Origin of the sequence: Jatrophihabitans sp., from assembly GCF_046262535.1 — a bacterium.
In the GTDB taxonomy this organism is placed as follows: Bacteria; Actinomycetota; Actinomycetes; order Mycobacteriales; family Jatrophihabitantaceae; genus Jatrophihabitans.
This window is the reverse complement of the sequence record NZ_JBHEMO010000003.1, coordinates 14,028-27,325: the sequence shown is the minus strand read 5'-3', so window position 1 is coordinate 27,325 and position 13,298 is coordinate 14,028. Positions and strand designations below refer to the sequence as shown.

Below are 13,298 nucleotides of genomic sequence, written 5' to 3'. Positions count from 1 at the left end.
CCAGGCGTGGTCTCGACGACCAGGAGGTGGCGGGTGCTCCGGCTTGACGTCAATCTGTTCGACTACGCGATCCTCACGGTGTATTTCGCGCTCGTCGTGCTCATCGGGCTCCTGGCGCGTCGGGCCATCGCCACCAGCGAGGACTTCCTGCTGTCCGGGCGTTCCCTGCCGGCCTGGGTCACCGGGCTCGCGTTCGTGTCGGCGAACCTGGGCGCCATCGAGATCCTCGGCATGGCCGCCAACGGCGCGCAGTACGGCATCTCGACGGTGCACTTCTACTGGATCGGCGCCGTCCCGGCGATGATCTTCCTCGGTCTCGTGATGATGCCGTTCTACTACCGGTCCAAGGTGCGCAGCGTCCCCGAGTTCCTCCTCCGCCGGTTCAACTCGGCGACTCACCTGTTCAACGCCATCTCCTTCGCCCTCGCGGCGGTCCTGATCGCCGGGGTGAACCTGTACGCGCTCGCGCTGGTCATCAAGGCACTGATCGGCTGGCCGATCTGGCTGTCGGTGATCTTGTCGGCGGCGTTCGTCCTCGTCTACATCACGCTCGGAGGCCTGTCGGCGGCCATCTACAACGAGGTGCTGCAGTTCTTCGTCATCATCGCGGGCCTCATTCCGTTGGTGATCATCGGGCTGAAGGACGTCGGCGGCTGGGACGGGCTGAAGGCGAAGGTGCACAACGAGGCGCTGTTCAACAGCTGGTCGGGCACCCACGTCGGGACCTGGAACAACCCGCTCGGTGACTGGATCGGGATCGTGATGGGTCTCGGCTTCGTACTGTCGTTCGGGTACTGGACGACGAATTTCGCCGAGGTGCAGCGCGCACTGTCGGCCAAGGACCTCTCGGCCGCGCAGCGCACGCCCCTGATCGGGTCATTTCCGAAGATCTTCATCCCGGCGTTGACGATCATACCCGGCCTGATCGCCATCGCGGTCATCCCCAAGATGGGCAAGGGCGGCGGGGACTACAACAACGCGATACCGCTGCTGATGAACAAGTACCTGCCCAACGGAACGCTGGGCATCGCACTGGCCGGGCTGCTCGCCGCGTTCATGGCCGGCATGGCCGCCAACGTGAGCTCGTTCAACACCGTGTTCACCTACGACATCTGGCAGACCTACGTCCGCAAGGGCCGCAGCGACTCGTACTACTTGCGCGTGGGACGCCTGGTCACGATCGCCGGCATCCTGATCGGGATCGCCACAGCGTTCATCGCCTCGGGCTACAGCAACATCATGAACTACATCCAGTTGCTGTTCTCGTACTTCAACGCACCGCTGTTCGCGACGTTCATCATCGCGATGTTCTGGAAGCGTGCCTCGCCGTGGGCCGGAGTGGCCGGGCTCGCCGCGGGCACCGCAGGCGCCGCCGTCATGCACTTCGCCGGCTACCACATCGGCTACTTCTATCCCGGCGGCAACGTGCTGGCCCACGCGAAAGTCAACGTGCAGATGGTGAACTTCTACGGCGCGATAGTGGCCTTCGTGGCCGACGCGGTGGTGACTGTGGTGGTCAGCCTGCTGACCAGGCCGAAGCCGGTGGAAGAGCTCGCCGGCCTGGTCTACGGCGTGCCCGATCCCGACGCGCCCGACCCGAAGTCGTTGCCGAAGCCCGCCTGGTGGGCTTCGCCGAAGCTGCTCGGCGGCGTGTCCGCGGGCATCGTCGTCGTCCTCTCCGTCGTCTTCAACTAGGAAGCGATCATGTCGACCGAATCCAACGCTCCCAAATCGGCCGCGGCCAGGCTGTTCGACATCCGCCTGCTGATCGGCGGGCTGTTCGTGCTCTACGGCCTCATGCTCGGCATCGCCGGCTTCTTCACCTCGGACTCGGCCCGGGCGAAGGCGGCGCACGTCAACATCAACCTCTGGCTCGGCCTCGGGATGCTCGTGCTCGGCCTGCTGTTCCTGCTCTGGTGGAAATTGAACCCGCTCAAGGTCGAGCCGGACGCGAATTTCGAGGCCGGGGAGAACGGTACCGATGTCCCCCTGTGACGGCGGCGTGATCGTCGTCGGCGTGGACGGGTCGCAAGGAAGCCAAGACGCGTTGCCCAGGCCCACACCGACATTCCTCGCCGTACGCGATCGTCGAGATAGTAGAGAGAAGCTGATGGCCGGGCGGCTCAGACGCCGTCGGGCAGGTTAAGCGGTCAGTGCTCGACATCGACGAGAAGAACCTCGGGTGACCGCGTCAGCCTGCTTACGAGCCGTCCGTATCGAAGGTGGCAAGCACCCCGTCGCCGGTCGAACTGCGCGGCCACGACGTCAGCGGCATCGCGGTGAACATCGCGGCTCGGGTAACCGACATACGTCGCCAGGGGAGGTGCTGGTGTCGCGGACCGTCCGCGACCTCGTCGTCGGCTCAGGCCTCGAGTTCAGCGATCGCGGAGACCACGAGCTGAAGGGTGTGCCCGAGCGGTGGCAGTTGTTCGCGGCGACATGACCGTCCCCGCGAGCGCGGCCCCCGACTGTTACTAAATCTGCCGTCGGGGCTGACCGGGCATGCCGCTATGGCGGCTGATTGACCATGCCGCACGACGCGCGCTTCTGCGAAGTTGGAATCGACAGGCCGGGCGCCGGCGCGCAGATCGCCGATTGGTCGCGCCGCTAGATTTCGCGATCTTGTGCAAACACGCCCGTAGCGGCCCGCGTGTCTGCACAAGATCATCGTGAGCGAACCCTATCGCTCGGCGCGCGCGTGTGGTCGCCGCGCCGAAATAGATCGGGGGTAAGCAGAAGCTTTTCGCGCAGGAGCGCGACCACGGCGAAGAAGCGTGGGGAGGGCTCGGACGACGGTGGACGGCGAGGCGGCGCGATCGCGATCCGCTTGAGGCGGCCCGTGTCCCGCAAGAATGCGGTTGTGCGTGGCATGATCGATTGCCGCTATCGCCGTGCGTACTAACCGCGGACGAGACTCCAGACCGGCGCCGTTCCGACGACCTCCATTTCGATGCCGGCGTCGGCGTGCAGCTGTCTCAGCTTGCCCCTCCACCACGCCTGCCATAGATCCTCGTTCACCGGACGGAACGGCGTTGCTCGCCCGCCTGCAGACGCGACCGGGTCAGAGCTGGACCTGAGGGCGCCGGACCCGAGATCTGGGAGCTACCGGGCAATACGCGTCGCCGCCACCAGAAAGTGCGCACTGGAGGGTTGCTTCGACGAGCCGGGCGCTTTACATTGACTTCACGCGACCACTGGGGATGGGAGCGAACGTCCGCCGCTGAACCTCTCGGTTCTGCCATTCCCCGGAGAAAGCAATGCTGGCTTCTCGACGCGTAGCCCTTGCCTGCCCGAACACGCATCCCACCGTCGCCGCCGGCCGAGGCAAGTTCTCGGGCCCTACGGCGTGCCTCCCAGTGTTGGGCCGGGGGTCTGCCCTAATCACCGCCATGCTCCGACCCGAAAATCAAGACGACACGCCGCGCCGGCGCTTCGGGTCGTCATGAACTCGCCGGAAGCAGGGCGGTCGGTCGTCGTTCGGCACGGGCGTCGTCCGAAGGCGTGGTGGCGCGCCCCGCTCGTTCTCGCCGCGCTGGCCGCCGTGGTCGCCGCGGGTGCGACCTCGACGCAGCCGCGGCCCCGGATCACTCCAGCGTCCTCGGCCGCACTGGTCAATCCGTCACTAGAGGCGGACGCCAACGGCGACTCCGTACCGGACTGCTGGCAGAAACAGTCGTCCGGGAGGACCCGCAACACCTACACGCGAATCACTGCAGCGCACAGCGGCGCGTACGCCGAACAGGTGAGCATCAGTCGCTACTGGTCGGGGGCGCAGGGCCTGGTGGTCGAGATGAGCACCGCCTGCGGACTGGCGGCCGCGCCGGGCCACACGTACGTGGTCAGCGGGTGGTATCAGGCCCAGGGAACCTTCAACCTCGCTACCTACTACCGGAATGCGGCCGGATCGTGGCTGGCATGGCAGAGCGGACCAGTGCTTTCACCGGCCGACGGCTGGACGCTGGCGACGATGGTCACCCCGCCCCTTCCGGCCGGCGCAACGGCGCTCAGCTTCGGAATCGTGTTGCGCTCCGCCGGGTCGCTGATCACCGACGATTACGCCTTCGCCGACAGCGGGACCGGTGCCACCCCGACTCCGACCCCGACCTCGACCTCGACGACACCCGGTTCGCCGACGACGACGCCCGCGCCCTCATCCTCGTCCACGACCACCTCCTCCGCGCCTCCACCGACCTCGGGGTATTTCCCCACCCTCGTGGGGCCCGGGAACGTGAGTGCCCTACCGACCGGGACGGCCTGCGCGCAGGCCGTGCACCGCTCGACGTGGGAACCGCGACCCGACAACTACAAGCGCAACCACACGTTGGTCGACGCCGCCGGCGTGCACGCCTCGTTCGCATCCCGGCCGCGGTCGGGCCTCGGCACGTACGATCCCCGGTGGGACTCGTGGTTGCTTCCGCGCGTCGACGGCCAATTCACCGGTACAACCGACGAGATCATCCAGTGGGCAGCCTGCAAGTGGGGTTTGTCCGACAACTACCTGCGCGCGGAAGCCGACACCGAGTCGACGTGGTACCAGTACGAGACCTATCCGGCTGGACGCTGCGTCGACATGTCCGGGTGTGGGGACTGGTTCAGCACCGAGCCCTACGCCGCCCGCTCCACCTTCTGCGCGGGGCTCGCCACCGCAGGCGGCTACGACTACCAGCGCGACTACGGCGATGCGCTCTGCCCGAAAACCTTCTCTATCGTCGGAGTGATGTCGTGGTGGAACCCGGCATGGGGATTCAACTGGGCCGGCAACCAGAACGGCACCTTTCCCTACACCCGGGACTCGACGGCGATGGCATTGGACTACATGGCCTCGCAGATCCGCGGCTGTTACGAGGGCTGGCAGTGGGAACTCGGAACCGGCTACGCCGCCGGCGACCTCTGGGGGTGCGCGGGCGCCTGGTACTCAGGCGGCTGGCACGACGCCGGCGCGAGCACCTACATCGCGCAGGTCCAATCGAATCAGACTGCCCAACGATGGCTGACCACGGCATTTCTCACGGACAAGCCGCCCTGCACTGCGCTGTACGGCTGCCCCGGACCGGACCCGCTGCCCAACTGACGGCGGGGGCGGCAGCCGGCTAACGCCAACGCCCGGACCCACCACCTCGGCGGGGGTCCCTCGGACCCCAGGTGCCGGTTGCCGACGGCCGCCCGAGCGACGCATCGACCAGCCCGAATCGCGTGGCGAGCGAGGCAGCCTCGAGACGGGAGTGGACGCCGAGTTTGCTGAGTACGGACTGGACGTGGCTGCGCACCGTGGTCTGGCTGACGCCCAGCCGACGAGCCATCGCCGCGGTGTCCAAACCTGCGGCCAAGTGGGCGAGACACTCGAGTTCTCGGCGGGTGAGGTAGGCGGCCAGACGTAGGAGGTCGGGTTGTGCGGCGGCCGCGGGTCGTGCGGGCGCGATGGCGCCCTGGACGACCACTTCCCCGGCCAAGACCCTCTGCACCGCGTCGAGCAGCACGCCGAGGCCCCATGACTTGTGTACATAACCGGCGGCGCCGGCCGCCAGCGCGCGGCGCAAGGTTTCAGCGTCGGCGTCCGCGGTGAGCAGGACGATCTTGGTGGCCGGGCTGATCCGGGCCAGACGCTCGATGACGTCGACGGCCTCGCCATCCGGATAACGGTTGTCGGTAACGCACGCTTCGGGCCGGAACGCCGAGACACCCTGCACCATGCCGTCGCGGGTGCTTGCCGTGAAGCGGACGCGGTGCCCTCTCTGCCGCAGGACCGTCGCCAGAGCGTCCACGAACAGCGTGTGGCCATCGGCCACCACGACGTCCAGTGGTTCGCTCATCACTCCCCCGGTTCATCACCTGCCCCCGCGCCGACCACGACGCCTTGTTTCAACTCATCGGACGGCGTGAATACCCCGGCCGCGAATCCAACAACCATGCTTGGCACGGAGGGGACGGGCGGCATGCCCGTCGTCCGGGATTCGGTGCACTGCGTGCCATCGGGCCGACCGCCGCCGGCGGGCAGGTAACCGAGAAGGCGCAGGTGCTCAATGATCTGCTCGGCCGCCCGATCTGGGGACTCGATACGGGTATCGACGCGCAGGTCAGCGTCTCGGGGGACCTCGTAGGGATCGGAGATGCCGGTGAACTGGGGCAGGATTCCGTCCCGCGCCTTGGCGTACAGGCCCTTGATGTCGCGTCGTTCGCATTCCTCGAGCGGGGTTTCGACGTGGACGAGGATGAAGCCGCCGCCTTCCTGCACCATTTCGCGCACCTCTTGCCGCGCCCGGTCATACGGCGCGATGGCCGCGCATACGGCGATGCCGCCGTGCTTGGTCACCTCAGCAGCGACGAAACCGATCCGCAGCACGTTCGCGTCGCGCTCGGCTCGCGAAAACCCCAGGCCGCCACTCAGGTGGCGGCGCACCAGGTCGCCGTCGAGCGCTGTGACGTACCTGCCCTCCTGCGCCCGTAGCTTGGCGGTCAGCACGTCCGCGATGGTCGACTTGCCGCTGCCCGACAAGCCGGTCAAGAACACGGTGAACCCTCGCCGCAATCGTGGCGGGAAGCGGCGTCGCAGTTCAGTGGCGACCGAGGGCGGTGTGAACCAACTGGGCAGTTGCTCGCCCCGATGCAGCCGCGCCCGCAGCTCTGTCCCGGATATGGAGAATGTCCGCCCGTTCGGCGGAGCCGCGTCTTCGGTGACGTAGCCGTCGCAGTCCGGTGCGTAGACCATGCGCTTGAACGGAACCATCTCGATCCCCACCTCGTCCTGGTGGCGCCGAAGCAATTCTTGCGCGGCATAGGGACCGTAGAAGGACCGCCCGGCACCATCGGTTCCCGGCCCGGCGTGGTCGCGTCCGACCACGAAATGTGTGGCGCCGTAATTTGCCCGGATGAGCGCATGCCACAGGGCTTCACGCGGACCGGCCATGCGCATTGCCAGCGGGAGCAGTGCGAGCATCGCGGTGTCGTCCGGATACTCGCGCAGGATCGCCTCGTAGCAACGCACCCGAGTCTCGACGTCGACGTCGCCGGGCTTGCCCATGCCCACAACCGGGTGGATCAGCACCGTGGCGCCCGCGTCGCGCGCGGCGCGCAACGTCAGCTGCTGGTGCGCCCGGTGCATCGGGTTGCGGGTTTGGAACGCGACCACGCGTCGCCAGCCGCGCCGACCGAACTCGGCGCGCACCTGCGCGGGCGTCAGCCTGAGGGCAGCGAAGTCCGCGTGCGGCGGCAGCTGGAGAACCTCCAGCCTGCCGCTGACGTAGTTGCGATTCGTGTGACGCAACAGATGGGTCACGCCCGGATGGGCGAGGTCGGTGGTACCGAAGACCGACTGCGCCTCGGACAACAGGTCCGGCTGCCAAGCCTCGGTGATGTGCAGAGCAGCGAGCGGTATTCCCGCGGCGTCGCGGAGGCACAGATGTCCCTGCCGCGCTTCGGCGAGAACGTCATCGGGCACGTCCAGGGTGACCGGGATCGGCCACAGGCCACCGTCGGCCAGCCGCATGGCTTGGCAGACCGACCGGTAGTCGCGGCGGTTGAGGAAGCCGTCCAACGGCGCGAATCCGCCGCACGCCAACATCTCCAGGTCGCACAGTTGACGGCTCGTGAGATACCAGCTGGGCCAGCGGATCATCTCTCGCCGCAGTTGCGCCGCCCGCTCCGCCTCGACGATCAGCGTGTCCGCCGGGGTGTGCGCCCGGTTCTCGAGAACCGGGCGCCCTCGGTCAGGACACATGCCGCTCGATGGTCCGGCCGCGGCCCGCTCGGGCGAACAGCAGGCCACCGACGATCAGCGCCAGCGCGAGCGCCAAGCCGGCGGCGATACCGACGCCGGTCGCCGCCGGGGCACCGCTCGGCGAGTGAGCCTCGACCGCAGCCACACCTGGGGGTTGGACGAAGAGCTGGATTCCGGCGGCCGGACACCCCGCCGAGCCACCTTCTACCGTCAGCAGGTGCGCACCGCTGATCGAGTCGGGGATCGTTACCCGGACGGCGAAATTGCCGGCACTGCCCGTTGTGGCCGTGCCCAAGGTCGCGGTCGGGGAGTGGAGCACGAGGGTCACTGTCCGGTTGGCGTCGAAGCCCGAGCCGGTGACCAGGATTTCCTGTCCCGGCGAAGGGGCTGTCGTGCTCACCGACAGCTGCGCGCACATCCCGGGCGGATAGCCGCCCTGCTTGGCGGCGGCAGGTGCCGCGAGCCCCACCGCGAGCACGGCCAGCATGGTGAGCACCACGAAGCCCACCACGACGGGACGTTTCGCCGACGTGCCTCCGGCCTGCGGTCGGACGGTGTTCATGATGTTGACCATTGCTCCTCCTCGGCCCTGCCGTTCATCGCGGTGGGTTCTTGTCTCCGCTGACTCGTCTCCTGCGCGGTGGCGGACCGGACGAATGATGCGTAGAGCTCATCGGCTCGTCGCCACAGCCCTGTGAAGCTCGCCTGCCACTGCTGGCGCAGTCGCTCGATCTCGGCATCCCGGCGGGGCGACGGCATCCAGGCATGCCCGGTTTCGGATGGCGGGTCCGGTGGCCGCGATGCCAATTCACGATCGAGCGCGGCGCGGGACAGCAGACCGGACTCGAAGCCGAGCAGAGCCGGCGACAGAGAGTCGCGCAGAGCTACGAGGCGCAGGCATTCGGCCACGTTCGCCTCGGTGTGCTCGAAGCGCCGCAGAGACATGCCGAACCGGTCGTTCAGCCGCCCGATCACCGTGCCGAAGTCGCCTGTGACCTCGGCGAAGTCCGCCACCACCAACCGATCGCGGAAGGGGAGCAGGCAGGCGTGGAAGCGGACATACGCACCGAGCGCGTCGCGGAGCGCCACGTCGGGTTCGCGGGCAACCTGGGACAGTACGACCGCCTGCGGATTCCGGATGACCAACAAGGCGGGCACCCCGCGTCGCGCGGCCGCGATGAGCTGCGCCGGAGCATGCAGATGGTGTGCGAGCCGTACGGGGTGGGGCTGCGCGAGCTGCAACGCGTACACGGCGAAGGTGGACGCCGAGCGGGTGTAGCCGTCGATGACCAACTCGGTGGTCGGCCCGATGACCTCGGGGCTCGGTCCCGGGTACTTGTGGCGGGCGAACGGCAAGTAGATCGCGGGCCGCTCGGAGACCCGCGACCGCACGCGGTGTCGAACCCGGCGATAGACCGTCGGGTGCGCGGGCCGGTCCGTGGTCATGCCGCGGACTCCGCGCGGGCGCAATGGGCAGCGTCGCTGTGGTGCCCCGCCGGCAGGAGCAGACGGCCGTAGATCTCCAAGTACGCCTGCTGCTGATGGTCCCAGGCGAGGCTGTTCTCGACTCGTGACCGGCCGTGTGAGCCCATCGTCCTGCGGCGCCGCGGGTCGTCCAACAGCGCGGCGAGGGCACCGGCCATGGCCGCCACATCCGCGGGCTCGACGTACGTCGCGGCCTCCCCGGCGAGCGTGCGGGTCTCGGCCACGTCGAATGCCACGATCGGCAGCGCGAACGCCATGTACTCCATCGCCTTCACCGGCGAGACGATGTCCTCGAGATTGGACTCCAGTCCGATGTCGGCACTGCTCAAGTAGCGGAAGACGTCCTCCTCATGCAGCCAGCCGGGGAAGCTCACGAACGGCGCGATACCCAGGCGGTCGGCCAGCTGTTCTGCGTCCGCGCGGCTTTCCCCGTCCCCGATGAAGGCGAAGTGGCAGTCGGTCCTTCCGAGGACGTGGACGAAGTGCGCCACAGCGTGGAGTGCCAGACTGAGCTGGTCCTGCGGGCCCATGACGCCGAGCCAGCAACACAGGTGCGCGCGCCCGGCGCGCAGACCCACGTCGGCCGGTCGAGGTGCGGTGTGAGACAGGACCGGGCCGTTTCCCACGATGCTCACGGCGTCGGCCGCGGCCCGGCCTCGGCGGCGCACCGTCGCGGCGAGGGTCGCGTTGACCGTCATCACGTGATCGACGGACCGATAGCTCGCCCGCTCGAGCATTCGCAGCAGCCAGTAGATCGCGCCCCGCCGCTGGAAGCGCAGCTCGTAGATCTCAGGGGACAGATCGCGTTGGTCGAGGACGACCCGCTTGCCGAACAGGCGCAGGGGCGCGGCGAGGGCGAAATAGATGTCCGGGGTGCCGCTGATCTGGATCGCGTCGAGGCCACCGTCTCGAAGCAATCGGACGGTGAGCCAGCCGGCTGCCGCCCACGAATACGCATATTCACGCAGGAAGCCGGCGAAGGACCGGGCGTCCGCCGGAGCCGGGTACTCGAGCAGCCGGACGCCGTCCGGTACCGAATTGGCCGGGTCGCGGCGGCAGATGACTGCGACCCGGTAACCGGCGCAATCGAGGGCGGCCACCTGCTTGCGGAGCCGGTGGTCGCGCGCGATGGAGACGTTCTCGACGATCAGCAGGATCCGCGGTGGTTCCGCCGAGACGCCGCTGTCCCCCGTCCCGCGCATCACGGCGTCGCCACCAACAGCACGCCGTATCCGGCGATCATGCCGGTGAGTCCCACCTGGAAGGGCTGTTCACCAGCACGCCGGAAAATGCGCCGTCCGACGGTGAGGTAGCAGCCCGCTGCACAGACGGGCAGCGCGGCCCAGAGCCCGGGGTTGACCGGCGGCCGCGTGGTCGTCAGCACGACGGCCAGTTGCAGGATCGCCATCGCGCCGTAGGCGAAAGCGATGTGGCGGCGAATCTCCGCCTTGTCCGCACATCGGCTCGCGACGATGACGGTGAGCAGGCCGCCTCCGAGGTTGGACAGGCCGTGAACCAGACCAAGCGCGACGAGAAGGGGGCGCAGGCGCCTCCGTACCGAGCGGGCCAGCGAATCGCGCAGCCGGCTCACACGTGACATTGCGGTGAGCAGGAGCGTCGCGCCCACCGCGACCCGCATCTGGTGCACCGTGCCGAAGACCACCGCGGCCGTGGTGGCGAGTACGACCGCCGGGCAGGTGAAGAGCAGGAACTGCCGGCGGATCGGTTCGAGCGTCAGCCCGCCCGCATCGGCCACCTGCAGAGCGCTGACCGCGATCGAGCACGGCAGCAGATACGCCAGCACCGCGTTGAACGGCAGTCCGAGAAGTAGCAATGTGGGGGTGCCGAAGAGCAACAACCCGACGCCGAAGACCGATTGGGCGGCGGCGAAGGCGACGACCAACCCGATCAGCAACGGCACCAGCAGCTCAGTCGACATCGTCGCCGTCCGGGAGGGTGTCGAGCCGGATCTGACCGTCACCGATCTCGAACGCGGTCAGGGATCCGCGGCCAACGGGGATGCGCCAGGTCTCGTCGTCCACTCCGTGCAGCTTGGCGACGGCCAGCCGGATCATCACCGCGTGGGTCACGGCGGCCACGGTCTCGCCCGGGTGCCGCTCACCGATGAGTCTCAGCGACGAGATCATCCGGTCCGCCGCGTCGCTCAGCCGCTCGCCCACCGGACACACCGCGCGCGAAGGACGACGGCGATAGCTCTCGAAGGCAGCCGGATCCGCCCGCGCGGCCTCATCGGCCGTCATGCCCTCCCAGACGCCGTAGTCGACGTTGTTGAGGCCGTGCAGGATTCGCAGGTCGGGCACCCGCGCCTCGTCGGCCACGATCTGCGCGGTGGCGATCGTGCGCCGCATGGGCCCGGTGTAGACCGCGGTGAGCCCGGCGCGGGACAGTCGGCGGGCCGCGTCGACGGCGTCCTGGTAGCCCTGGGCATCGAGGGGGACGTCACGGCGTCCGCGGTAGCGATTCTGCACGTTCATCGTCGTCGTGCCGTGCCTGATGACGAACAGCCGGCAGGTCAGCACGCCGCCCGACACGACCGGGTGGGTCGGCACTTGGAGTTGTTCAGTCATGAGAATCTCCCTCACGTGCGGACGGGTTCCAGAACGGCGGTTACCGCGCTTGCTGCGTCGCACGACATTTCGGTGTCCGGCTCCGGCTCCGGCGGCTCGGCGCGGTCGGGCTTCTCGGGCGGCAAACGACGTCGTCGACCCACGTCGTCCAGCACACAACCGATGACCTCCGCCGCGAAGCGCTCGATCTGGCGGACTGCGGCATCGACGTGGCGGCGGGTCGACCGGCGCGCATCCACGACCACGAGAACGGCGTCCACACTCTCGGCCAGGGCGTCGGCGTCGGCGCCCAGCAGCAGCGGCGGCGCGTCCACGATGACGAAGTCGCCCTGCCGGCGCAGCTGCTGGATCGCCGAGCCGTAGGTCGGTATGTGCACTCCGACCGTGAACTCGCTTTCGAGTTGACTGCTCGGCAACACCCGCAAACCGTCGACGGCGGTGTACCGGGCGAGCTGCGTCATCTCGCCGCGGACCTCCATCGGCGAAACACCCTCGTCACGTAGCTGGAAGAGCTGCTGCGCCGACGTCGACGAGGGGTCGGCGCACAGCAACACGGTCCGCTGAGCGGCCTCGGCCATGGCGATGGCGAGATTGGCCGCGACGAGGCCCTTGTCCTCGTGCGCAGGAGAGGTCACGAGCAGCGTCTTCGCTCCCCGGTGCGTCGCGGTGCGGACCACGCGCGTGCGCAGATCGCGGTATGCCTGCGCCGCGGGAGATCTGGGCGCTCGCAGCATCACCAGGGGCGACTTGGTGTCCCGCCTGCGCCGCCGCACGGCCGGCAGCTGAGCAAGAAGGGGAGCACCGATGCGGGTCTCCAGATCGCTGACACCTCGAAGCCGGTCGTCGAGACGGTCTCGCAGCAGCGCGACCCCGAGGCCGACCATCAGGCCGATCGCGACGCCGACGGCGAGATCGAGCACGTGATTCGGGCCGGCCGGCCCCCGCGGGCGCGCTGGAGGAGTGATGATCGTCGGCTTCAGCACGACAGCCGCGGTACCGCCGTTGATCGCCTTCGAAGGGACCTGTTGCGAGCCGGAGTACTCGACGTAGGCCGAAGTCAGCGCTTGGGCGCGACGCTGTGCGGTGCCCGGATCTCCGGCGACATAGCTGATCTCCAACACGTGCGTGTTGAGTCGGATCGTCGCGGTCATCCCCGCTGCGAGGGTGCGCGACGAGATGCCGAGGCGACCGGCCGCGAGCTTCATCACTGCTCCGGACGACGCGATCGCCTTCTCGGTCGCCATGTCCAGCGCCTGCGTACCCGCCGCCGCCGGGCCCACCGAATGCACGAGCACCTCGGCGGAGGACGCATAGGTCGGTGACCGCGACCACGACAGCAGGCCGGCACCGGCCGCGCCGGCCACCGTGAACAGCACGATCCATCCGAGCCGCACAACGAGGAAATGTCTCGGCTGCGTACGGGATGCGATTCGCAGGAGCTGACGCTCGGCGCGGCGCGCGCTTCGGGTAGTCCGCCGCCGCGTGCGGGTGGCGCGCGACCCCTTCGGCTT

Annotated in this window: 11 protein-coding genes and 1 pseudogene; 4 read left to right on the top strand and 8 right to left on the bottom strand. The window is 68.4% G+C overall.

The window, feature by feature from the left end:
* Positions 1-33 precede the first annotated feature (33 nt).
* The 4 genes and pseudogenes from ABR571_RS00270 (at position 34) to ABR571_RS00255 (ending at position 5,071) form a co-directional block, all read left to right on the top strand.
* Positions 34-1,695: a sodium:solute symporter family protein gene (locus ABR571_RS00270; protein ID WP_409451178.1), complete on the top strand. Its 1,662-nt coding sequence runs from the start codon at positions 34-36 to the stop codon at positions 1,693-1,695.
* 9 nt (positions 1,696-1,704) lie between these two features.
* A complete protein-coding gene (locus ABR571_RS00265) occupies positions 1,705-1,995 on the top strand; it encodes a hypothetical protein (protein WP_409451177.1) in 291 nt (96 codons plus the stop codon).
* Between the two features lie 248 nt (positions 1,996-2,243).
* A pseudogene (locus tag ABR571_RS00260) lies at positions 2,244-2,443 on the top strand (adenylate/guanylate cyclase domain-containing protein); the annotation flags it as partial.
* A 999-nt stretch (positions 2,444-3,442) separates the two neighbouring features.
* Positions 3,443-5,071: a hypothetical protein gene (locus ABR571_RS00255; RefSeq protein ID WP_409451176.1), complete on the top strand. Its 1,629-nt coding sequence runs from the start codon at positions 3,443-3,445 to the stop codon at positions 5,069-5,071.
* A 19-nt stretch (positions 5,072-5,090) separates the two neighbouring features.
* On the opposite strand, the gene ABR571_RS00250 is transcribed toward ABR571_RS00255, so the two are convergent.
* The 8 genes from ABR571_RS00250 to ABR571_RS00215 are packed head-to-tail and all read right to left on the bottom strand — an operon-like array spanning position 5,091 to position 13,163.
* Positions 5,091-5,810, bottom strand: a complete 720-nt coding sequence (locus ABR571_RS00250) for a response regulator transcription factor (RefSeq protein ID WP_409451175.1) — start codon at positions 5,808-5,810, stop codon at positions 5,091-5,093.
* On the bottom strand, positions 5,810-7,714 hold the full coding sequence (locus tag ABR571_RS00245) for a bifunctional sulfate adenylyltransferase/adenylylsulfate kinase (RefSeq protein ID WP_409451174.1): 1,905 nt from the start codon (positions 7,712-7,714) through the stop codon (positions 5,810-5,812). The genes ABR571_RS00250 and ABR571_RS00245 overlap by 1 nt, the downstream gene beginning before the upstream one ends.
* On the bottom strand, positions 7,704-8,288 hold the full coding sequence (locus ABR571_RS00240) for a hypothetical protein (RefSeq protein WP_409451173.1): 585 nt from the start codon (positions 8,286-8,288) through the stop codon (positions 7,704-7,706). The genes ABR571_RS00245 and ABR571_RS00240 overlap by 11 nt, the downstream gene beginning before the upstream one ends.
* Positions 8,273-9,160, bottom strand: coding sequence for a hypothetical protein (locus ABR571_RS00235; protein WP_409451172.1), 888 nt, complete (start codon positions 9,158-9,160; stop codon positions 8,273-8,275). Before ABR571_RS00235 ends, ABR571_RS00240 begins: the two co-directional genes overlap by 16 nt.
* Positions 9,157-10,401: a glycosyltransferase gene (locus ABR571_RS00230; RefSeq protein WP_409451171.1), complete on the bottom strand. Its 1,245-nt coding sequence runs from the start codon at positions 10,399-10,401 to the stop codon at positions 9,157-9,159. Before ABR571_RS00230 ends, ABR571_RS00235 begins: the two co-directional genes overlap by 4 nt.
* Positions 10,401-11,138: a hypothetical protein gene (locus ABR571_RS00225; RefSeq protein WP_409451170.1), complete on the bottom strand. Its 738-nt coding sequence runs from the start codon at positions 11,136-11,138 to the stop codon at positions 10,401-10,403. The genes ABR571_RS00230 and ABR571_RS00225 overlap by 1 nt, the downstream gene beginning before the upstream one ends.
* Positions 11,128-11,787 carry a histidine phosphatase family protein gene (locus ABR571_RS00220; RefSeq protein ID WP_409451169.1) on the bottom strand — a complete coding sequence of 220 codons (660 nt, stop codon included), beginning with the start codon at positions 11,785-11,787 and terminating at the stop codon, positions 11,128-11,130. Before ABR571_RS00220 ends, ABR571_RS00225 begins: the two co-directional genes overlap by 11 nt.
* Positions 11,788-11,798: 11 nt before the next feature.
* Complete coding sequence (locus ABR571_RS00215; RefSeq protein ID WP_409451168.1) at positions 11,799-13,163, bottom strand: hypothetical protein; 1,365 nt, start codon at positions 13,161-13,163, stop codon at positions 11,799-11,801.
* Positions 13,164-13,298: the final 135 nt, after the last annotated feature.